This is a genomic window from Geodermatophilus sp. URMC 60 (assembly GCF_053502585.1).
Genome location: NZ_CP199958.1, coordinates 210696 through 229437, shown reverse-complemented (window position 1 = coordinate 229437; position 18742 = coordinate 210696). Strand labels below are relative to the sequence as shown.

Annotated in this window: 29 protein-coding genes; 24 read left to right on the top strand and 5 right to left on the bottom strand. The window is 73.0% G+C overall.

Annotated features, from left to right (window positions below):
* Positions 1 to 8 precede the first annotated feature (8 nt).
* The 19 genes from ACWIX3_RS01090 to truA all read left to right on the top strand — a co-directional run bounded on the left by ACWIX3_RS01090 (position 9) and on the right by truA (position 11581).
* Entirely contained in the window at positions 9 to 194 is a 186-nt protein-coding gene (locus tag ACWIX3_RS01090) for a type Z 30S ribosomal protein S14 (RefSeq protein ID WP_012950469.1), read from the top strand.
* Between the two features lie 151 nt (positions 195 to 345).
* Entirely contained in the window at positions 346 to 750 is a 405-nt protein-coding gene (rpsH, locus tag ACWIX3_RS01085; protein ID WP_425432555.1) for a 30S ribosomal protein S8, read from the top strand.
* A gap of 12 nt (positions 751 to 762) precedes the next feature.
* Positions 763 to 1302 carry a 50S ribosomal protein L6 gene (gene rplF / locus ACWIX3_RS01080; RefSeq protein ID WP_448610255.1) on the top strand — a complete coding sequence of 180 codons (540 nt, stop codon included), beginning with the start codon at positions 763 to 765 and terminating at the stop codon, positions 1300 to 1302.
* The gene (rplR, locus tag ACWIX3_RS01075) at positions 1302 to 1712 is read left to right on the top strand and encodes a 50S ribosomal protein L18 (protein ID WP_448610254.1); all 411 of its coding nucleotides are present in this window, start codon (positions 1302 to 1304) and stop codon (positions 1710 to 1712) included. Before rplF ends, rplR begins: the two co-directional genes overlap by 1 nt.
* A gap of 40 nt (positions 1713 to 1752) precedes the next feature.
* On the top strand, positions 1753 to 2367 hold the full coding sequence (gene rpsE, locus ACWIX3_RS01070) for a 30S ribosomal protein S5 (protein ID WP_072919083.1): 615 nt from the start codon (positions 1753 to 1755) through the stop codon (positions 2365 to 2367).
* 1 nt (position 2368) lies between these two features.
* Positions 2369 to 2575 carry a 50S ribosomal protein L30 gene (gene rpmD / locus ACWIX3_RS01065; protein WP_448610253.1) on the top strand — a complete coding sequence of 69 codons (207 nt, stop codon included), beginning with the start codon at positions 2369 to 2371 and terminating at the stop codon, positions 2573 to 2575.
* 1 nt (position 2576) lies between these two features.
* Positions 2577 to 3020: a 50S ribosomal protein L15 gene (gene rplO, locus ACWIX3_RS01060; protein ID WP_448610252.1), complete on the top strand. Its 444-nt coding sequence runs from the start codon at positions 2577 to 2579 to the stop codon at positions 3018 to 3020.
* Positions 3021 to 3201: 181 nt separating this feature from the next.
* A complete protein-coding gene (gene secY / locus ACWIX3_RS01055; protein ID WP_448610251.1) occupies positions 3202 to 4512 on the top strand; it encodes a preprotein translocase subunit SecY in 1311 nt (436 codons plus the stop codon).
* Entirely contained in the window at positions 4512 to 5126 is a 615-nt protein-coding gene (locus tag ACWIX3_RS01050) for an adenylate kinase (RefSeq protein WP_448610250.1), read from the top strand. Before secY ends, ACWIX3_RS01050 begins: the two co-directional genes overlap by 1 nt.
* Positions 5127 to 5141: 15 nt before the next feature.
* Positions 5142 to 6002, top strand: a complete 861-nt coding sequence (map, locus tag ACWIX3_RS01045) for a type I methionyl aminopeptidase (RefSeq protein WP_448610249.1) — start codon at positions 5142 to 5144, stop codon at positions 6000 to 6002.
* Positions 6003 to 6286: 284 nt separating this feature from the next.
* Positions 6287 to 6508 (top strand): translation initiation factor IF-1, encoded by a 222-nt coding sequence (gene infA / locus ACWIX3_RS01040; protein ID WP_012950459.1) that lies wholly within the window; start codon positions 6287 to 6289, stop codon positions 6506 to 6508.
* 71 nt (positions 6509 to 6579) lie between these two features.
* Complete coding sequence (gene rpmJ, locus ACWIX3_RS01035; protein WP_012950458.1) at positions 6580 to 6693, top strand: 50S ribosomal protein L36; 114 nt, start codon at positions 6580 to 6582, stop codon at positions 6691 to 6693.
* Positions 6694 to 6707: 14 nt separating this feature from the next.
* Positions 6708 to 7088, top strand: a complete 381-nt coding sequence (gene rpsM, locus ACWIX3_RS01030) for a 30S ribosomal protein S13 (RefSeq protein ID WP_012950457.1) — start codon at positions 6708 to 6710, stop codon at positions 7086 to 7088.
* Positions 7089 to 7185: 97 nt separating this feature from the next.
* Positions 7186 to 7593 (top strand): 30S ribosomal protein S11, encoded by a 408-nt coding sequence (gene rpsK / locus ACWIX3_RS01025; protein WP_014377968.1) that lies wholly within the window; start codon positions 7186 to 7188, stop codon positions 7591 to 7593.
* Positions 7594 to 7628: 35 nt separating this feature from the next.
* Positions 7629 to 8255, top strand: coding sequence for a 30S ribosomal protein S4 (gene rpsD, locus ACWIX3_RS01020; RefSeq protein WP_072919096.1), 627 nt, complete (start codon positions 7629 to 7631; stop codon positions 8253 to 8255).
* Between the two features lie 139 nt (positions 8256 to 8394).
* Positions 8395 to 9471 (top strand): DNA-directed RNA polymerase subunit alpha, encoded by a 1077-nt coding sequence (locus ACWIX3_RS01015; protein ID WP_091213383.1) that lies wholly within the window; start codon positions 8395 to 8397, stop codon positions 9469 to 9471.
* A gap of 157 nt (positions 9472 to 9628) precedes the next feature.
* Positions 9629 to 10345: a 50S ribosomal protein L17 gene (gene rplQ, locus ACWIX3_RS01010; RefSeq protein WP_448610248.1), complete on the top strand. Its 717-nt coding sequence runs from the start codon at positions 9629 to 9631 to the stop codon at positions 10343 to 10345.
* Positions 10342 to 10725 carry a hypothetical protein gene (locus tag ACWIX3_RS01005; protein ID WP_448610247.1) on the top strand — a complete coding sequence of 128 codons (384 nt, stop codon included), beginning with the start codon at positions 10342 to 10344 and terminating at the stop codon, positions 10723 to 10725. The genes rplQ and ACWIX3_RS01005 overlap by 4 nt, the downstream gene beginning before the upstream one ends.
* Before the next feature lie 7 nt (positions 10726 to 10732).
* The gene (truA, locus tag ACWIX3_RS01000; protein ID WP_448612504.1) at positions 10733 to 11581 is read left to right on the top strand and encodes a tRNA pseudouridine(38-40) synthase TruA; all 849 of its coding nucleotides are present in this window, start codon (positions 10733 to 10735) and stop codon (positions 11579 to 11581) included.
* Positions 11582 to 11596: 15 nt separating this feature from the next.
* Here truA and ACWIX3_RS00995 read toward each other — a convergent pair whose 3' ends face one another.
* Positions 11597 to 12259 (bottom strand): NAD(P)-binding oxidoreductase, encoded by a 663-nt coding sequence (locus ACWIX3_RS00995; protein WP_448610246.1) that lies wholly within the window; start codon positions 12257 to 12259, stop codon positions 11597 to 11599.
* A 10-nt stretch (positions 12260 to 12269) separates the two neighbouring features.
* Complete coding sequence (mobA, locus tag ACWIX3_RS00990) at positions 12270 to 12872, bottom strand: molybdenum cofactor guanylyltransferase (protein WP_448610245.1); 603 nt, start codon at positions 12870 to 12872, stop codon at positions 12270 to 12272.
* Positions 12873 to 12914: 42 nt separating this feature from the next.
* Between mobA and fdhD the strand changes: the two genes are divergently transcribed.
* On the top strand, positions 12915 to 13745 hold the full coding sequence (gene fdhD, locus ACWIX3_RS00985; protein ID WP_448610244.1) for a formate dehydrogenase accessory sulfurtransferase FdhD: 831 nt from the start codon (positions 12915 to 12917) through the stop codon (positions 13743 to 13745).
* 161 nt (positions 13746 to 13906) lie between these two features.
* Here the strand turns inward: fdhD and ACWIX3_RS00980 are convergent, their stop codons facing one another.
* From ACWIX3_RS00980 to moeA, 3 genes are read right to left on the bottom strand one after another with little or no spacing between them, the layout of a single operon-like run.
* Positions 13907 to 14401 (bottom strand): MogA/MoaB family molybdenum cofactor biosynthesis protein, encoded by a 495-nt coding sequence (locus ACWIX3_RS00980; protein ID WP_448610243.1) that lies wholly within the window; start codon positions 14399 to 14401, stop codon positions 13907 to 13909.
* The gene (gene moaC, locus ACWIX3_RS00975; protein WP_448610242.1) at positions 14398 to 14874 is read right to left on the bottom strand and encodes a cyclic pyranopterin monophosphate synthase MoaC; all 477 of its coding nucleotides are present in this window, start codon (positions 14872 to 14874) and stop codon (positions 14398 to 14400) included. The genes ACWIX3_RS00980 and moaC overlap by 4 nt, the downstream gene beginning before the upstream one ends.
* Positions 14871 to 16073: a molybdopterin molybdotransferase MoeA gene (gene moeA, locus ACWIX3_RS00970; protein ID WP_448610241.1), complete on the bottom strand. Its 1203-nt coding sequence runs from the start codon at positions 16071 to 16073 to the stop codon at positions 14871 to 14873. The genes moaC and moeA overlap by 4 nt, the downstream gene beginning before the upstream one ends.
* A gap of 58 nt (positions 16074 to 16131) precedes the next feature.
* On the opposite strand from moeA, the gene ACWIX3_RS00965 reads away from it, so the two are divergent.
* The 4 genes from ACWIX3_RS00965 to rpsI all read left to right on the top strand — a co-directional run bounded on the left by ACWIX3_RS00965 (position 16132) and on the right by rpsI (position 18735).
* Positions 16132 to 17112: a PfkB family carbohydrate kinase gene (locus ACWIX3_RS00965; RefSeq protein WP_448610240.1), complete on the top strand. Its 981-nt coding sequence runs from the start codon at positions 16132 to 16134 to the stop codon at positions 17110 to 17112.
* Between the two features lie 50 nt (positions 17113 to 17162).
* The gene (locus ACWIX3_RS00960; RefSeq protein ID WP_448610239.1) at positions 17163 to 17657 is read left to right on the top strand and encodes a beta-class carbonic anhydrase; all 495 of its coding nucleotides are present in this window, start codon (positions 17163 to 17165) and stop codon (positions 17655 to 17657) included.
* Between the two features lie 218 nt (positions 17658 to 17875).
* Positions 17876 to 18319: a 50S ribosomal protein L13 gene (rplM, locus tag ACWIX3_RS00955; RefSeq protein ID WP_448610238.1), complete on the top strand. Its 444-nt coding sequence runs from the start codon at positions 17876 to 17878 to the stop codon at positions 18317 to 18319.
* Positions 18316 to 18735: a 30S ribosomal protein S9 gene (gene rpsI / locus ACWIX3_RS00950; protein WP_448610237.1), complete on the top strand. Its 420-nt coding sequence runs from the start codon at positions 18316 to 18318 to the stop codon at positions 18733 to 18735. The genes rplM and rpsI overlap by 4 nt, the downstream gene beginning before the upstream one ends.
* Positions 18736 to 18742: the final 7 nt, after the last annotated feature.

Here is an 18742-nt window from a genome sequence, read left to right as displayed (position 1 = left end):
ACACCCACATGGCCAAGAAGGCGCTGATCAACAAGGCGGCCCGCAAGCCCAAGTTCGCGGTCCGCGGCTACACCCGGTGCCAGCGGTGCGGTCGTCCGCACTCGGTCTTCCGCAAGTTCGGCCTGTGCCGGATCTGCCTGCGGGAGATGGCGCACGCCGGCGAGCTGCCGGGCGTCAGCAAGTCCAGCTGGTAAAGGACCCGGCTGCCCCCCACGGCACGCTCCGCGTGCCGTGGGGCCCTGCAGCCGGGGCCGTTCCACCCGTCACCAGGCACCACCGATCGCCGAGAGGCCCGCGCGGACCCGCGCGAGGAACCGCGGCGAGAGAGGCACGACACCCATGACGATGACCGACCCGATCGCGGACATGCTGACGCGGATCCGGAACGCCAACCAGGCGTACCACGACTCCACGACCATGCCGTCGTCCAAGCTGAAGACGCACATCGCCGAGATCCTCCAGCAGGAGGGCTACATCGCCGGCTGGACCGTCAACGAGGTCGAGAAGGACGGCACCACCCGCAAGGAGCTGGTGGTGGACCTCAAGTACGGCCCCAACCGTGAGCGGAGCATCGCCGGCGTCCGGCGCGTCTCCAAGCCCGGTCTGCGGGTGTACGCCAAGTCCACTGCGCTGCCGAAGGTCCTCGGCGGCCTCGGGGTGGCCATCATCTCCACCTCGACCGGGCTGCTGACCGACCGCCAGGCGAACAAGAAGGGCGTGGGTGGGGAAGTCCTCGCCTACGTCTGGTGAGGAGCGAGTGACATGTCACGGATCGGACGACTGCCGATTCCCGTGCCCGGTGGCGTGGACGTCACCATCGACGGCCAGGCGCTGAGCGTCAAGGGTCCCAAGGGCACGCTGAACCACACCGTCGCCTCGCCGATCACCGTCGAGCGCGGCGAGGACGGCACGCTGCAGGTGCAGCGCCCCGACGACGAGCGGGAGAGCCGGGCCCTGCACGGGCTGTCGCGCACGCTCATCGCCAACATGATCACCGGCGTCACCGAGGGCTACACCAAGACCCTCGAGATCGTCGGTGTCGGGTACCGCGTGCAGGCCCGGGGGTCGGACCTCGAGTTCGCCCTCGGCTACAGCCACCCGGTGCCGGTGAGGGCCCCCGAGGGCATCACCTTCACGGTCGAGTCCCCGACCCGCCTTCGGGTGACCGGGATCGACAAGCAGCTGGTGGGCCAGGTCGCGGCCAACATCCGTGGGCTGCGCCGTCCGGACCCCTACAAGGGCAAGGGCGTGCGCTACCAGGGCGAGGTCGTCAAGCGCAAGGTCGGGAAGACGGGTAAGTGATGGCACAGACCGAGAAGAGCGGCGCTCGGGTGCACAAGCCCGTGGGCACCGACGTCAGCACCGCGCGGCGGGTCTCCCGCCTGCGCCGGCACACCCGGCTGCGCAAGCGCGTGGGGGGCACTCCGGAGCGCCCGCGCCTGGTGGTCAACCGCAGCTCGCGGCACATCCACGTCCAGGTCGTCGACGACACCGTCGGCCGTACCCTGGTGAGTGCCTCGACGCTGGACGCCAGCCTGCGCAGCGCCGAGGGCGACAAGTCCACGCTGGCCCGCCGGGTCGGCGCCCTGGTCGCCGAGCGCGCCAAGGCCGCCGGCATCACCGCGGTCGTCTTCGACCGGGGCGGCAACCGGTACCAGGGCCGAATCGCGGCGCTGGCCGACGGCGCCCGCGAGGGTGGGCTGGACTTCTGATGAGCTTCACCGCGAACGAGCAGATCGAGAGGGACGTCTGATGCCAGGACCACAGCGACGCGGCGGCGGCGCCGGCGGCGGCAACGACCGCCGCGACCGTCGTGACGGCGGGCGGGGGCCCGGCGGCGCGCCTGCCGAGAAGAGCAACTTCATCGAGCGCGTGGTGGCCATCAACCGCGTGTCCAAGGTCGTCAAGGGTGGTCGGCGCTTCAGCTTCACCGCTCTGGTGATCGTGGGCGACGGCGACGGCACCGTGGGCGTCGGCTACGGCAAGGCCAAGGAGGTGCCCGCGGCGATCGCCAAGGGCGTCGAGGAGGCCAAGAAGCACTTCTACAAGGTGCCGCGCATCGCCAGCACCATCCCGCACCCCGTGCAGGGTGAGGCGGCGGCCGGCGTGGTGCTGCTGAAGCCGGCCAGCCCCGGTACCGGTGTCATCGCCGGCGGCCCGGTGCGTGCCGTGCTCGAGTGCGCCGGCATCCACGACGTGCTCTCCAAGAGCCTCGGGTCGTCGAACCCGATCAACATCGTGCACGCGACCATGCAGGCGCTGAAGGATCTCGTCCGTCCCGAGGAGATCGCGGCCCGCCGCGGTCTGCCGCTCGAGGACGTCGCTCCTGCGGCCATGCTGCGGGCGCGTGCGGGCCAGGGGGTCTGAGATGGCGCAGCTGAAGGTCACCCAGATCCGCTCGGCGATCGGCACCAAGCCCAACCAGCGCCAGACGCTGCGCTCGCTGGGCCTCAAGCGGATCCACGACTCGGTCGTCCAGGAGGACCGTCCCGAGATCCGCGGGATGGTCGCGACGGTGCCGCACCTGGTCACCGTCGAAGAGATCGGCCGAGCCACGGGCGAGAAGGAACGCTGACATGACTCTCAAGGTCCACCACCTGCGTCCGGCACCCGGCGCCCACACCCCCAAGACCCGCGTGGGTCGCGGTGAGGGCTCCAAGGGCAAGACCGCCGGTCGCGGCACCAAGGGCACCGGTGCGCGGGGCAACACGTCCGCGCGCTTCGAGGGCGGGCAGACGCCGCTGCACATGCGGCTGCCCAAGCTCTCGGGGTTCAAGAACCCGAACAAGGTCGTCTTCCAGGTCGTCAACCTCGACCGGATCGCGGCCCTGTTCCCACAGGGCGGCTCGGTGAACCCCGACTCCCTCGCCGAGGCCGGGGCCGTGCGCCGCGGCCAGCCGGTGAAGGTCCTCGGCACCGGCGACCTGGGTGGTGTCCAGGTGCACGTGCACGCGCACGCCTTCTCGGCGTCGGCCGCTGACAAGATCAGCGCGGCCGGGGGCAGCACCACCCGCATCTGAAGAAGGGCCCCCCTGCTCCCCGCCGTCCGAGCACCTCGTCCTCCTCACCCCTCGCACACTCGGGTGAGCCCCGGGACGAGGCCGGCGGCGGGGGCCTGCAGGGGGGCCTTCTCCGGCCCGCCCTGCAGCAGTCCCGGGTGGGCCGATTGCTAACCTCATCCGACCGAGCAGGGGAGGGCACGTGCTGCAGGCTTTCGCTGCGGCGTTCCGGACGCCAGACCTCCGGCGCAAGCTGCTGTTCTCCCTGGCGATCATCGCCGTGTACCGCCTGGGGGCCGCGATCCCGGGGCCGGGCGTCTCGGTCGAGGCCATCAACAGCTGTCTCGAACAGGCGCAGGCCTCCGACCAGCGGGACCTCTACTCGCTGGTCAACCTGTTCTCCGGTGGCGCGCTGCTGCGGCTGTCGGTCTTCGCGCTCGGCATCATGCCGTACATCACCGCGAGCATCATCGTCCAGCTGCTCGTCGTGGTCATCCCGCGGTTTGAGCAGCTGAAGAAGGAAGGGCAGTCGGGCCAGCAGAAGCTGACCCAGTACACCCGCTACCTGACGATCGCCCTCGCGATCCTGCAGAGCACCGGCATCATCGCCCTGGCCCGCAGCGGCCAGCTGTTCCCGGGCTGCTCCCAGGACATCATCCCGTCGGACTCCGTCTGGACGACGATCGTCCTGGTGGTCGCGCTGACCGCCGGCACCGCCGTGATCATGTGGCTGGGCGAGCTGCTGACCGAGAAGGGGATCGGCAACGGCATGTCCGTGCTGATCTTCACCTCGATCGCCGCCCGGATCCCCGCCGAGGGCGGCGCGATCCTGCAGACCCGCGGCGGCGTCGTCTTCGCGCTGGTCTGCCTCCTGGCCCTGGTGGTCATCGGCTCGGTGGTCTACGTCGAGCAGGCCCAGCGGCGCATCCCGGTCCAGTACGCCAAGCGCATGGTCGGCCGCCGCATGTACGGCGGGACGTCGACCTACCTGCCGCTGAAGGTCAACCAGGCCGGTGTCATCCCGGTCATCTTCGCGTCGTCGCTGCTCTACCTGCCCCAGCTGATCACCCAGTTGCAGGGCAACGAGACCGGTCCGGTGCGCCAGTTCTTCGAGAACTACGTCATCGACCAGAGCAGCCCGGTGCACATCGCGATCTACTTCGGCCTGATCGTCTTCTTCACGTACTTCTACGTGTCGATCACGTTCAACCCGGAGGAGCGTGCCGAGGACATGAAGCGCTACGGCGGCTTCATCCCGGGCATCCGTCCCGGTCGGCCCACCGCCGAGTACCTGCAGTACGTGCTGTCCAGGATCACCCTGCCGGGCTCCATCTACCTGGGTCTGGTGGCAGTGTTGCCCAACCTGTTCCTCTCCATCACGCAGGAGGGGCAGAACCAGAACTTCCCGTTCGGTGGCACCGCGGTGCTGATCATGGTCGGAGTGGGGTTGGAGACGGTGAAGCAGATCGAGACGCAACTCAACCAGCGCAACTATGAAGGGTTCCTGAAGTAGTGCGCGTCGTGCTGCTGGGCCCTCCCGGAGCGGGCAAGGGGACCCAGGCGCAGGTCATCGCCGGTCGGCTCGGGGTCCCGGCCATCTCGACCGGTGACATCTTCCGCGCGAATGTGAGCGGCAGGACCGAGCTCGGGGTGCAGGCCAAGAGCTACATGGACGCCGGCGACCTCGTCCCCGACGAGATCACCGTGGCGATGGTCAAGGAACGGCTCGCCGAGCCCGACGCCAAGGGCGGCTTCCTGCTCGACGGCTTCCCCCGGACGATCGCCCAGGCAGAGCACCTGCGGGACTCCCTGCACGATCTCGGCCAGGCCCTGGACTGCGTGCTGGAGCTCGCCGTCGACGAGGACGAGCTGGTGCGCCGGCTCTCCGGGCGCCGGGTGCTCGTCGACGGTGAGTGGGTGCAGCGGGACGACGACAAGCCGGAGACCGTGCGGCACCGGCTGCACGTCTACCGGGAACAGACCGCCCCGCTGTCGGGTTGGTACGACACCGAGGGACTGCTGACCCGCATCGACGCCATCGGCGCGGTCGAGGAGGTCACCGAGCGGGCGATGAGCGCGCTCGAGACCTGCGGGGGCAGGCGTCCCGACGGGCCGGGCGCAGGCTGAGGGCAGGCGGCGCAGATGACGGCCGCGGGGATCCTCGACCGGATCCCGCTGCTGGCGAAGTGGAGTGGACGGATGATCCAGATCAAGACGCCGCACGAGCTCGAGCTCATGCGCGGTGCAGGCCTCGTCGTGGCGGGCGCGATCGCAGCCGTCCGCGCCGCCGTCCGGCCCGGTGTCACCACCGGTGAGCTGGACGCCATCGCCGAGGACCACATCCGCAGCGCCGGCGCGGTGCCGTCCTTCCTGGGCTACCACGGCTTCACCGGCAGCATCTGCGCGTCGATCAACGACGAGATCGTGCACGGCATCCCGAACCGGGGCCGCACCCTCGCCGAGGGTGACAACATCTCCATCGACTGCGGCGCCATCCTGCAGGGCTGGCACGGGGACTCGGCGGTCACCGTGACGGTCGGGCAGCCGTCGGCCGAGGACGCGGCGCTGATCGACGTCACCGAGCGCTCGATGTGGGCGGGCCTGGCCAAGGCGCTGGCCGGCGGGCGCCTGACCGACATCAGCCACGCCGTCGAGCAGACGATCAACGCCGAGCGACACCCGTACGGGATCGTCGACCACTACGGCGGGCACGGCATCGGCACCGAGATGCACCAGGACCCGCACGTGCTCAACTACGGCCGGGCCGGGCGCGGCCCGCGGCTGGTGCCGGGCCTGGCGCTGGCCATCGAGCCGATGGTCACCGTGGGGGACCCCGCCACCGTCGAGCTCGACGACGGCTGGACCGTGGTCACCAAGGACGGGTCGCGCGCGGCCCACTTCGAGCACACCGTCGCCATCACCCCCGAGGGCCCGTGGGTCCTCACGGCGGAGGACGGCGGCGTCGCGGGGCTCGCTCCCTTCGGGATCACCCCCCGCACCTGAGAGAGGACCCCGTCGCCCCCAGCGCTCGCTCCGCTCTCGCGGGCCGCGCGACGGGGCCATGATCGCGGTCACCCGGGGCGGGTTGGAGAGGCGCGCTGGAGCGGGGTACAGTAGCCGATGGCGCTCGCGCCGCCCTGTTGTCGTGCTGTGGCCGTACGACCCAGGGCGCCCTCGCGAGAGTGCCTGCACCACCCGTTCTGTACACCTCCGAGTGCGTCCGCCGGGTTCCGGCGTGGGTGCACGAGGGACACCAGTACCACCGAGTCAGGGAGGCCGTGTCGGGCATGGCGAAGAAGGACGGGGCCATCGAGGTCGAGGGTCGCGTCGTCGAGCCGCTGCCCAACGCGATGTTCCGGGTCGAGCTGCAGAACGGGCACCGGGTGCTCGCCCACATCAGCGGCAAGATGCGCCAGCACTACATCCGCATCCTGCCCGAGGACCGCGTGGTCGTGGAGCTCTCGCCCTACGACCTGACCCGCGGTCGCATCGTCTACCGGTACAAGTAGCCGCCGCTGCGCGCACCGCCCAGGGGCGGGCGCGCTCGGCGCACGATCGACAGGAATGAGGGGCGGCACCGGTGAAGGTCCAGCCGTCGGTGAAGAAGATCTGCGACAAGTGCAAGGTGATCCGCCGGCACGGCCGGGTCATGGTCATCTGCGACAACGCCCGCCACAAGCAGCGGCAGGGCTGAGGGAGTACCTGGACATGGCACGACTGGCCGGCGTCGACCTGCCCCGCGACAAGCGGATGGAGATCGCGCTCACCTACATCTACGGCATCGGCAAGACCCACGCCAAGGAGACCCTGGCCGCGACGGGCGTCAGCCCCGACCTGCGCGTCCGGGACCTCGGCGACGAGGACCTGCTGAGGCTGCGCGACTACATCGACGAGCACTTCCGCGTCGAAGGCGACCTGCGCCGCGAGGTGGCCGCCGACATCCGCCGCAAGGTGGAGATCGGCTGCTACCAGGGCCTGCGTCACCGCCGCGGCCTGCCCGTGCACGGGCAGCGCACCCGCACCAACGCGCGCTCGAGCAAGGGCCCGCGCAAGACCATCGCCGGCAAGAAGAAGGCCGGCAAGAAGTAAGCCGCGCTGCGCGCCGCCGCACAGTCCCGGGAGGGCGGGAGCGGCGGCGCGCACTGCGTGCTCATCTGGCCACTGATCAGAAGGAAACCGGAGAGACATGCCTCCCAGGGCTCGCGCCGCGGCTGGTGCCAAGAAGGTCCGCCGCAAGGAGAAGAAGAACGTCGCCCACGGCGCCGCGCACATCAAGAGCACGTTCAACAACACGATCGTGTCGATCACCGACCCCAACGGGAACGTGATCAGCTGGGCCTCTGCCGGCCACGTCGGCTTCAAGGGCTCCCGCAAGTCCACGCCGTTCGCCGCGCAGATGGCGGCCGAGAACGCCGCGCGCAAGGCGCAGGAGCACGGCATGCGCAAGGTCGACGTCTTCGTCAAGGGCCCCGGCTCCGGCCGTGAGACCGCCATCCGGTCCCTCCAGGCCACCGGCCTCGAGGTCGGCCAGATCCAGGACGTGACCCCGCAGCCGCACAACGGCTGCCGCCCCAAGAAGCGCCGCCGGGTCTGACCGGCCACTGACGAGAAGAACGAGGAGTACCTGACGTGGCCCGTTACACCGGAGCCGACTGCCGCATGTGCCGGCGCGAGAAGATGAAGCTGTTCCTCAAGGGCAGCAAGTGCGAGTCCCCGAAGTGCCCGATCGAGATCCGGCCCTACCCGCCGGGCGAGCACGGCCGGGGCCGCAGCAAGGACAGCGAGTACCTGCTGCAGCTGCGTGAGAAGCAGAAGGCGCGCCGCATCTACGGCGTCCTCGAGAAGCAGTTCCGCGGCTACTACGAAGAGGCCAACAAGAAGTCGGGCAAGACCGGTGAGGTCCTGCTGCAGATCCTCGAGTCGCGCCTGGACAACGTCGTGTACCGGGCCGGTTTCGCCGAGTCCCGCGACATGGCCCGCCAGCTGGTGCGTCACGGCCACATCCGGGTCAACGGCCGCAAGGTCGACATCCCGTCGTACCGGGTGAGCTCCAACGACATCATCGAGGTCGCCGAGAAGTCGCGGCGCATGCTGCCCTTCGAGATCGCCCAGGCCCGCGCCGGCGAGCGTCCCGTGCCGCCGTGGCTCGAGGTCATCAGCAGCCAGCTGCGCGTGCTGGTCCACAGCGTCCCGGCCCGCCAGGTGATCGACACCCCGGTCCAGGAGCAGCTGATCGTCGAGCTCTACTCGAAGTAAGAGCTCGCTGCCTGGTGCAGGGACCCCGGTCCCTGCACCAGGCCGGCTCCGACGGGTGGACAGATGTCCGCCGGGGCCTGCACCACCCCCTCACGGCGTCATATGGCGGTCGCCGGAGGACCTGGAGGAGAACACCACCATGCTCATCGCACAGCGCCCCACGCTCACCGAGGAGACCATCTCCGAGCAGCGCTCGCGGTTCGTCATCGAGCCGCTCGAGCCCGGTTTCGGCTACACCCTCGGCAACTCGCTGCGCCGCACCCTCCTGTCGTCGATCCCCGGCGCTGCTGTCACCAGCATCCGGATCGAGGGCACCCTGCACGAGTTCACCACCGTGCCGGGCGTCAAGGAGGACGTCACCGAGATCATCCTCAACCTCAAGGGCCTGGTCGTCAGCTCCGACTCCGACGAGCCGGTGACCATGTACCTGCGCAAGCAGGGCCCCGGTGAGGTCACCGCCGCCGACATCGCGCCCCCGGCCGGTGTCGAGGTGCACAACCCCGAGCTGCACATCGCCACGCTGAACGGCAAGGGCCGGCTGGAGATCGAGCTGGTCGTCGAGCGCGGTCGCGGCTACGTGCCGGCGCCGCAGAACAAGCAGCCCGGCCAGGAGATCGGTCGCATCCCCGTCGACTCCATCTACTCGCCGGTCCTCAAGGTCACCTACGCCGTCGAGGCCACCCGCGTCGAGCAGCGGACCGACTTCGACCGCCTGGTCGTCGACGTCGAGACCAAGCCGTCGATCGCCCCGCGCGACGCGATCGCCAGTGCCGGCTCCACGCTGGTCGAGCTCTTCGGCCTGCTGCGCGAGCTCAACATCGACGCCGAGGGCATCGAGGTCGGACCGAGCCCGGCCGAGGCCGCCGACATCGCCAACTTCTCGATGCCGATCGAGGACATGGACCTCACCGTCCGGTCCTACAACTGCCTCAAGCGCGAGGGCGTGCACACCGTCGGTGAGCTCGTCACCCGGTCCGAGGCGGACCTGCTGGACATCCGGAACTTCGGGGCCAAGTCCATCGACGAGGTCAAGATGAAGCTGGCGGCCATGGGTCTGGCGCTCAAGGACAGCCCGCCCGGGTTCATCCCCACCTCGGTCGAGAGCTACGACGAGGGCTACGAGACCGACGCCTACCAGGGCCACGGCGAGTTCGCCGCCGGCTACGACCAGGCGCAGTACGACGACGGCTCCTACCAGGAGACCGAGCAGCTCTGACAGTGGACGCCGGACGGTGGGGCGACCCGCCGTCCGGCGCCGCTGCCGGGCCCAGCACACTGGCCCGCATGCACCACCGCGCTCTCGCGCACGAGACGTCAGCACCACCATGGCACGCAGCCGGCACCGCGGCCCGGCAGCCTGAGGAAGGACCGACATGCCCACCCCCACCAAGGGCCCCCGTCTCGGCGGTTCCCCTTCGCACGAGCGGCTGATGCTGGCCAACCTGGCCACGTCGCTGTTCGAGCACGGGCGGATCACCACCACCGAGACGAAGGCCAAGCGGCTGCGTCCCCTGGCCGAGAAGCTGGTGACCTTCGCCAAGCGCGGTGACCTGCACGCCCGCCGTCAGGTGATGACGACGATCCGGGACAAGGACGTCGTCCACACGCTGTTCGCCGAGATCGGGCCGCGCTTCGCCAACCGTCCGGGCGGCTACACCCGCATCACCAAGGTGGGCCCGCGCAAGGGTGACAACGCCCCCATGGCGGTCATCGAGCTGGTCGAGGGCCAGACCGTGGGCCAGCAGGCCGTCGGCGAGGCCGAGCGTGCCCGTGGCACCCGCTTCGCCGGTGCCGCCTCGGGTGCGGGTGCCGCTTCCGCCGCCGGTGAGGTCACCGCCGATGCGCTCGAGGCCGCCGGCGTCGACGACACCGAGGCCACCGGCACGGCCACCGACACGGACGCCGTGACCACCGACGCCGGGACCAGCGACGCCGGGGCCAGCGACGCCGTGGCCACCGACGCCGAGGCCGTCGACACGGATGCTGCCGCGGGTGCGACCGCCGCGGGCGACGCGGACGCCACCACCGAGGCCGTCGCGGCCGACGCCGAGAGCCCGGGCGACGCCGAGGGGACGGGCGGCGCGCGGTGAGCGACCGCGAGAACCCGGGCGAGGGCGCCGGCGCCGGCGCGGCCGGGGTCTCCGCCGGCGGCGGAGACCAGGGCGCGACCTTCGCGGGCGAGACCACCGGTCCCGGTGGCGACACCTCGCCGGCCGTGACCTCGGGCGACGTGGACGCCGAGGCGCAGGAGGTCGTCACCGACCTCTACAACCCCGATGGTGAGCGGCAGGACGACGGCGACGTCACGCCGGAGCCCAAGCGCGAGAACGTGGCGGTCGTCGAGGACCCGGCGCTGTCCCCGGACGTGGCCGCTGCCGCCGCCGCCGAGATCGAGGCCGCCGAGCTGGGCGACGCCGCCACCGCCGGTCTGCAGGCGCCGGGGGGCGAGTCCGCTCCCGACCCCCGGTGAGCGGTCGCTGAGCACCCACCGCACTCCTGACGAGCCCGCCACCGCACCCGGTGGCGGGCTCGTCCGTCTCCGGTTCGGGATCGCGTACGACGGCACCGCGCTGCACGGCTGGGCCCGGCAGCCTGCTCGGCGCACCGTGCAGGGCGACCTCGAGGAGGCCCTGGCCCGGGTGCTGCGGCGGCCGGTCGCGCTGACCGTGGCCGGGCGCACCGACGCCGGGGTGCACGCCACGGGCCAGGTCGCCCACGCCGACGTCCCCCGCGCGGTGTGGGAGGAGCAGCGCGCGCGGCTGGTGCGCCGGTTGCGCGGCGTGCTGCCGCCCGACATCGCCGTCCACTCGGTGCGGGAGGCGCCGCCGGAGTTCGACGCCCGCTTCGGGGCGCTGCGCCGGCACTACGTCTACCGGCTCACCGACGCCGACGGTGGCCCGTCGCCGCTGCGCCGGGCCGACACGGTCGGCTGGCCCCGGCGGCTGGACGCCGAGGCGATGGCGGCCGCCGCGCAGCTGCTGCTGGGGCTGCACGACTTCGCCGCCTTCTGCCGCCGCCGGGAGGGCGCGACGACGATCCGCACCCTGCTCGCCCTGGACGTGGCCCGGCAGGACGACCTGGTGACCGTGCGGGCCTCGGCGGACGCCTTCTGCCACTCGATGGTGCGCAGCCTCGTGGGCGCGCTCACCGCGGTGGGGGAGAGCCGCCGTCCGCCGGGGTGGCCGGCGGCGCTGCTGGGTGCCACCGAACGCTCCAGCGAGGTGCCCGTCGTCCCGCCCGGCGGGTTGACGCTGGTGGCGGTCGACTACCCGCCCGACGAGGAGCTGGCCGCCAGGGCGGTGGTCACCCGGGGGCTGCGCTCCTGAGGAGGACGGGGCCCTTCAGGGGAGAGCGGCGACGGCCTCGTCGATGGGGGTGTCGCCGCTGACGAGCTCGACGACCTCGTCGGTCTTCCCGGCGTCCAGCAGCGCGAGCAGCACCGCGGCGACGTCGTCCCGCGGCACCTCGCCGTACTCCACGCCGTGGGCGAGGGTCACCCGGCCGGTGCCGGGCTCGTCGGTGAGCCGGCCGGGCCGCAGGATCACCGTGTCGAGCGCGGGCCGGGGCAGGATCGCGTCCTCGGCGGCCAGCTTGGCCTGCAGGTAGACGGCGAAGACGGGGTCCATGCCCCGGGGCGTCCCCTGGCGGGCCTGCTCGACGCCCATCGAGGACACCAGCAGGTAACGCCGGACGCCCGCCCGCTCGGCGGCATCGGCGAGCAGCAGGGCCGCGCCCTTGTCGACGGTGTGCTTGCGGGCCTCGCCGCTGCCGGGCCCGGCGCCCGCCGTGAAGACGACCGCGTCGGCTCCGGACACCACCTGGGCCACCTCGTCGACGCCGGCCTGCTCGAGGTCGAGGACCACCGGCTCCACGCCGTCGGTACGCAGGTCGTCGGAGTGCGCGGGGTTGCGGACGATGCCGACGACCGTGTCGCCGCGACCGGACAGCAGGCGTCCGAGGCGGCGGGCGACCTGCCCGTGGGCCCCGGCGATGACGATGCGCATGGGTGGGGCCCTACCCCTGGGGACGGCGGGGTACCCGGCGGGCGGCGGCGCGGGCCCGGGCGAGGTCGGCCGGGGTGTCGCAGTCGGTCCACGGCGGCGGCTGCCCCTGGGCGACCTTCGGGTGCAGCCGGCGTACCGCCAGCGGGGCGAGCACCCGGCGCACCGACGTGGGCCCGTCGACGTCGGCGACCGCCGCGCGCAGCGCCGCCGTCCGCCAGATCCCCAGCAGCAGCTGGTCCTGGCCCGTGTCGTCGACGACCAGCACGCCGTCCCCGGTCAGCCGTTCGCGCAGTGCCCGGACCAGCCCGGCGGTGAGGAACGGCAGGTCGCCGGCGAGCAGCGCCACCACCTCGCCGGGGACGTGCGCCAGCCCGGCCCGCATCGCGGCCACCGGGCCGCCCCGCGGAGGGTCCTCGCGCACGACGAGGACGTCCGCCGGCACCGGCTGCGGCGGACCGACGACGATCCGCGGGCCGGCGTCGGGCACGGCGGCCAGGACCGCCTCGAGGATGGTGCGGCCGCCCACCTCGAGCTGCGGCTTGGCCTGGCCACCCATCCGCGCCGCGCGGCCGCCGGCGAGGACGACGGCGGCGTAGGGCGGCAGCACGGGCACAGCTGCGACCGTAGGACCCGGACGTGGGTACCGTCGCCCTCCGTGGGACGAGTGACGAGCCGCACGCCGGTGCTACGGATCCGCGGCGCGGCGCACAGCACACGCCCGGACACCGTGGCGGCCGAGGAGCCGCTGGAGATCCGGCTCGCCGGGACGCCGCTGGCGGTCACCATGCGGACACCGGGCGACGACTTCGACCTGGTGCACGGCTTCCTCGCCACCGAGGCGGTGATCGGGTCGGCCGACGACATCGCCGGGCTGCGCTACTGCAACTCCGTCGACGCGGACGGCCGCAACACGTACAACGTCGTCGACGTTGACCTGGCGCCCGGGGTGGAGCCGCCGGACACCGCCCTGGACCGGAACTTCTACACTTCCAGCTCCTGCGGCGTGTGCGGCAAGGCCAGCATCGACGCCATCCGCACGAAGACGCGCCACGACGTCGCCGGGGACGACGTCCGGCTGCCGCTGCACACGCTGCTGGCGCTGCCCGACCGGCTCCGCGCAGCGCAGCAGGTGTTCGACAAGACCGGCGGGCTGCACGCCGCCGGGCTGTTCACCGCGGACGGCGAGCTGGTGGCCCTGCGCGAGGACGTCGGCCGGCACAACGCCGTCGACAAGGTCATCGGCGACGCGGTGCGCCAGGGGAGGCTGCCGCTGGCCGGGCACGTGCTGATGGTCAGCGGCCGGGCCAGCTTCGAGCTGACCCAGAAGGCCGCGATGGCCGGCATCCCGGTGCTGGCCGCGGTGTCGGCGCCGTCGTCCCTCGCGGTGGAGCTGGCCGCCGACGTCGGCATCACCCTGGTCGGCTTCCTCCGCGGCGACGGCTGCAACGTCTACACGCGCACCGAGCGCATCGTGGTGGGCGACTAGCGCCGGGACGACTCCAGGCGGAGCCCGACCAGGACGCCGCTCTCCTCGAGGAGGACGTCGGGCAACGGCCCGTCACCTGGCCCCGTGCGGAGCGACCGGGGCTGCCGACCACCCGGACCGGCACCACCCGGCCAGGAAGACCTCGACGTCGGCCCACCCGTTCAGTGGTCGCCCCCTCGGAGCTGGCTGACCACGTGGGGGAGCAGCGGACCGAGGACGGCGAGGCCGTCCCGCACCCCACCGGTCGAGCCGGGCAGGTTGACCACCAGCGTCCGCCCGGCGGTGCCGGCGATCCCGCGGGACAGCACCGAGGTGGGCACCTCGCCCTCCCCGTACCGGCGGACCGCCTCCGCGATGCCCGGCGCCTCGCGCTCCAGCACCCGCCGGGTGGCCTCGGGGGTGACGTCGGTGGGGGAGAGCCCGGTGCCGCCGGTGGTGAGGACGACGTCGGCGCCGGAGCCGATGGCCTCGAGCAGCACCACCTCCAGCTCCGCGACGTCGTCGGGGCGCACGTGCGGCCCCTCGACGGTGAACCCGAGCGCGCGCAGCCCCTCGGCGAGAACCTGCCCGCTGCGGTCCTCGTAGACGCCGGCGGAGGCGCGGTTGGAGGCGGTGACGACCACGGCCCGCGCGTCGTCGGGCAGCGCGGCCCTCACCGCCGCCACTCCCCGCTCTTACCGCCGGACTTGGCCAGCAGCCGCACGTCGGTGATGGCGGCGCGCGGATCGACGGCCTTGACCATGTCGATGACGGTCAGCCCGGCGACGGCCACCGAGGTGAGCGCCTCCATCTCCACGCCGGTGCGGTCCGCGGTCCGTGCGGTGGCGACGATCTCGACCGCGTCGTCGGCCACGGTCACGTCCACGGTGACGCCGTGCAGGGCGATCGGGTGGCACAGCGGGACGAGGTCCGGCGTCCGCTTGGCCCCGGCGATGCCCGCGATCCGGGCGACGGCGACCGCGTCGCCCTTGGGCACCCCCTCGCCGCGCAGCAGGGCGACCACCTCGGGGCTGACCAGCACCCGGCCGGCCGCGGTGGCCTCGCGGGCGGTGACCGCCTTGGCCGAGACGTCGACCATCCGGGCGGCACCGGCCTCGTCGACGTGCGTCAGACGCGGTTCGGAGGTCACTGCAGCGCTCCTTCGATCAGGACGACGTCCACCGGGGCCCCGGCGGGCAGTTCGGTGACGTCCTCGGGGACGACGACCAGGCAGTTGGCGCGGGCCAGGTGGGCGACCAGGTGCGACCCCGGCCCGCCGACCTGGGAGACGGTGCCCGCGTCGTAGCGGCCGCGCAGGAACTGGCGGCGCCCGGCGGGGGAACGCAGCGGGGCGGTGAGCGTCGCCGGTGCGCGCAGCCGGCCCGGGGCGGCGTGGCCCAGGGCCCGGCGCAGCGCCGGCCGGACGAAGACCTCGAAGGACACGAACGAGCTCACCGGGTTGCCGGGCAGGGTGACCACCGGGACGCCGTCCACGGTGCCGGCTCCCTGCGGACCGCCGGGCTGCATCGCGACCTTGACGAACTCGACGGTGCCCAGCGCCCGGAAGGCGTCCTTGACCACCTCGTAGGCGCCGGCGCTGACCCCGCCGCTGGTGACCAGCAGGTCGGCGGTCCCCAGCTCCGCGCGGACGGTGGCGAGGAACTCGTCGACGTCGTCGGGGACGAAGTGCAGCCGCCGCGCGGTACCCCCGGCGTCCTCGACGGCGGCCACCAGCAGCGCGGAGTTCGACTCGTAGATCTGCCCGGGCAGCAGCGGCTCGCCGGGTTCGACGAGCTCGCTGCCGGTGGAGAGCACGAGCACGCGGGGGCGGCGGCGCACCCACAGGGTCCTCGCGCCGACCGCGGCGGCCAGGCCCAGCTGAGCGGCACCGAGCGGGGTGCCGGCGGTCAACGCGACCGTCCCGGCGGTGATGTCCTCGCCGGCCCGGCGCAGGTGGGTGCCGGCGGCGGGGGAGTCGCGGATCTCCACGACGTCGGTCGCGCCGTCGGTCAGTTCGACGGGCACGACGACGTCCGCGCCCCCGGGGAGCGGCGCGCCGGTCATGATCCGCTGCACGGTGCCCGGCTCGAGCGGGCGGACGTCGGTGCGCCCGGCCGGGACGTCGTCGGCGACCGGCAGCCGCACCGGGAGGTCGGCGACCTCGGCCGACCGCGCGGCGTAGCCGTCCATCGCGGAGTTGTCGAAGCCGGGCAGCGACACCTGCGCGGTCACGTCCCGGGCCAGCACCCGGTTGTGCGCGGCCGCCAGCGGCACCTCCTCCTCGCCCAGCGGGGGGAGGAGCGCCGCGACGACCGCCTGGTGTTCCTCGACCGTGCGCACGGGGCACATCCTGACCGATCGACGCCAGGCGCATGGGCGGCAGGGACACCGGGGAGGGCGAGCAGGGATGGCCGACGTCGTGGTCCTCGGCCAGGTGGGCCGCGACCTGGTGCTGCGCACCCCGGCCCTCCCCGAGGCCGGCGGCTCGGCGACGCTCGGCGAGCGACGCGAGCTCCTCGGCGGCAAGGGCGCGAACCAGGCCGTGGCGCTGGCCCAGCTCGGCGTGCCGGTCGCCCTGGTCGGCGTCGTGGGTGACGATCATCCGGGCACCGAGGCGGTCGCGCAGGCCGCGGCCGACGGCATCGACGTCTCCGCCGTGGTGCGGCGGCGCGGTGCGGCCACGGCGCTGCTGGTCGACCTGGTGGAGGACGGCGGGGTGCGCCGGCTGCTCGAGGACGTGCCCGCCGCCGTCCTGCTCACCCCGGAGGACGTCGCCGCCGCCGGCGACCAGCTCGCCGCCGCGCAGGTGGTGAGCCTGCAGCTGCAGCAGCCCGCGGCTGCCGTCGCCGCCGCGCTGGCGCGGGTGCCCGAGGGTGTGCTGGTCGTCGTCGACGGTGCGCCTGCGGACGACGCCACCCGGGACGCGGTGCTGGCCCGTGCCGACGTCGTCCGGGCCGACGCCGCCGAGGCGCGGCTGCTCACCGGGCGCGAGCTGTCCGGGGTGGACGACGCCCGGGACGCGGCCGCCGAGCTGCTCACCGCGGGGGCGCGGGTGGTCGCGCTCCGCGTGGGTGAGGAGGGCGACCTGGTCGCCTGGCGGGCCGGGCCGCGGTTCGGCGTCGCCGCCGAGGAGCTGGAGGTCGACCCCGCCTGGGCCGACGGGGACGTCCTGGTCCCGCTGCTCGGCGGGCCGCCGGTCGACCCCACCGGAGGCGGGGAAGCCTACGTCGCCACCCTCACCGCGACGCTCCTCGGCGGCGCCGCGCCGGAGGACGCCGCCTGGGCCGCGTCGGCCGCAGCGGGCCTGACCGTGACGCACGCCGGCGCCCGCCCGCAGCTCGACCCCGGCGCCCTCGCCGCGGCCGTCCGCCGGGTCCGGAGGAGCTGACCGGCCCGGCTAGGGTCCGTGCACACCGACGAGGCGACCGAGGGGCGGGCATGAACGAGATCGACCGGATGCTGGCGGCCAACGCCGAGTGGGCGGAGCGGTTCCCCGGCTCGAAGGACGTGCGTCCGGCCCGCCGCGTCGCCGTGGTGGCCTGCATGGACTCCCGGATGCCGCTGTTCCAGATGCTCGGCCTCGAGGTCGGCGACGCACACGTCATCCGCAACGCCGGCGGTGTCATCACCGAGGACGTCGTCCGCTCGCTCACCGTCTCCCAGCACGTGCTCGGCACCCGCGAGATCCTGCTGGTGCACCACACCCAGTGCGGTCTGCAGGCGACCGACGACAACTCCTTCGCCGACCTCGTCGAGCGGTCGACCGGGCGCCGCCCACCGTGGGCGGTGCGCGCCTTCCGGGACGCCGACGAGGACGTGCGGGAGTCGATGCGGCTGATCCGCGAGAGCCCGTACCTGCTCGCGCGCGAGGTGAGGGGCACCGTCTACGACGTCGACACCGGGCTGCTGCGCGAGGTCGACGTCGAGGCCTGACCCCTCCTGCGCGGCCGTCCCGGGGCTCGCCCCGAGCTTGCGAGCGGTGGGGGCAGGGGGCCCTCCCGCCGTGAGGGGTGGGGAGGACGGGGTCCTGCGGCTGGTATCGTGATCGGCTGGCGCGCGCGGCCGGCTGGTGTCCGCGTGCCGCGCCGTCTCCCGTGCTCGGTGAGGCGATCCCACCAGCCGATCCGACGACGACGGAGGACACGAGCGCCGTGCGCACGTACACCCCGAAGCCCGGCGAGGTCAGCCGGGCCTGGCACGTCATCGACGCCACCGACGTGGTGCTCGGTCGACTGGCCAGCCAGACCGCGGTCCTGCTCCGCGGCAAGCACAAGCCCCAGTACGCCCCGCACGTGGACGTCGGCGACTTCGTCGTCATCGTCAACGCCGGCAAGGTGGCCCTGACCGGCTCCAAGCGGGACGAGAAGATCGCCTACCGCCACTCCGGCTACCCGGGTGGCCTCAAGCGGATCCCCGTCGGCGACCAGCTGCGCACGCACCCCGACCGCGTCATCGAGCGCGCCATCAAGGGCATGCTGCCGCACAACAGCCTGGGCCGGCAGATGCTCAAGAAGCTGAAGGTGTACGCCGGGCCCGAGCACCCGCACGCCGCTCAGCAGCCCCAGCCCTTCGAGATCAAGCAGGTGGCCCAGTGACGACCCCGCTGACCGTGACCGACGCCGACGGGCGTCCGATCCAGACCGTCGGCCGGCGCAAGGAGGCGGTCGTCCGCGTGCGGCTGCTGCCCGGCACCGGGCAGTTCCGGCTCAACGGCCGCACCATCGAGGACTACTTCCCCAACAAGGTGCACCAGCAGCTCATCCGTGAGCCGCTGGTCATCCTGGAGAAGGGCGAGCAGTACGACGTCGTCGGCATCCTGCGGGGCGGCGGCGTCAGCGGGCAGGCCGGCGCGCTGCGCCTGGCGATCGCCCGCGCGCTCGTCGAGGTCGAGGCCGACGACCGCCCGGCCCTCAAGAAGGCCGGCTTCCTCACCCGCGACCCGCGCGTGACCGAGCGCAAGAAGTACGGGCTCAAGAAGGCCCGCAAGGCGCCTCAGTACTCCAAGCGCTGACCGGTAC

Excerpts from the sequence above, each read along its gene's own strand:
- ACWIX3_RS01090 (WP_012950469.1), top strand. The coding sequence starts at position 9 with ATGGCCAAGAAGGCGCTGATCAACAAGGCGGCCCGCAAGCCCAAGTTC.
- rpsH (WP_425432555.1), top strand. The coding sequence starts at position 346 with ATGACCGACCCGATCGCGGACATGCTGACGCGGATCCGGAACGCCAAC.
- rplF (WP_448610255.1), top strand. The coding sequence starts at position 763 with ATGTCACGGATCGGACGACTGCCGATTCCCGTGCCCGGTGGCGTGGAC.
- rplR (WP_448610254.1), top strand. The coding sequence starts at position 1,302 with ATGGCACAGACCGAGAAGAGCGGCGCTCGGGTGCACAAGCCCGTGGGC.
- rpsE (WP_072919083.1), top strand. The coding sequence starts at position 1,753 with ATGCCAGGACCACAGCGACGCGGCGGCGGCGCCGGCGGCGGCAACGAC.
- rpmD (WP_448610253.1), top strand. The coding sequence starts at position 2,369 with ATGGCGCAGCTGAAGGTCACCCAGATCCGCTCGGCGATCGGCACCAAG.
- rplO (WP_448610252.1), top strand. The coding sequence starts at position 2,577 with ATGACTCTCAAGGTCCACCACCTGCGTCCGGCACCCGGCGCCCACACC.
- map (WP_448610249.1), top strand. The coding sequence starts at position 5,142 with ATGACGGCCGCGGGGATCCTCGACCGGATCCCGCTGCTGGCGAAGTGG.
- infA (WP_012950459.1), top strand. The coding sequence starts at position 6,287 with ATGGCGAAGAAGGACGGGGCCATCGAGGTCGAGGGTCGCGTCGTCGAG.
- rpsM (WP_012950457.1), top strand. The coding sequence starts at position 6,708 with ATGGCACGACTGGCCGGCGTCGACCTGCCCCGCGACAAGCGGATGGAG.
- rpsK (WP_014377968.1), top strand. The coding sequence starts at position 7,186 with ATGCCTCCCAGGGCTCGCGCCGCGGCTGGTGCCAAGAAGGTCCGCCGC.
- ACWIX3_RS01015 (WP_091213383.1), top strand. The coding sequence starts at position 8,395 with ATGCTCATCGCACAGCGCCCCACGCTCACCGAGGAGACCATCTCCGAG.
- rplQ (WP_448610248.1), top strand. The coding sequence starts at position 9,629 with ATGCCCACCCCCACCAAGGGCCCCCGTCTCGGCGGTTCCCCTTCGCAC.
- ACWIX3_RS00995 (WP_448610246.1), bottom strand. The coding sequence starts at position 12,259 with ATGCGCATCGTCATCGCCGGGGCCCACGGGCAGGTCGCCCGCCGCCTC.
- moeA (WP_448610241.1), bottom strand. The coding sequence starts at position 16,073 with ATGTGCCCCGTGCGCACGGTCGAGGAACACCAGGCGGTCGTCGCGGCG.
- ACWIX3_RS00965 (WP_448610240.1), top strand. The coding sequence starts at position 16,132 with ATGGCCGACGTCGTGGTCCTCGGCCAGGTGGGCCGCGACCTGGTGCTG.
- ACWIX3_RS00960 (WP_448610239.1), top strand. The coding sequence starts at position 17,163 with ATGAACGAGATCGACCGGATGCTGGCGGCCAACGCCGAGTGGGCGGAG.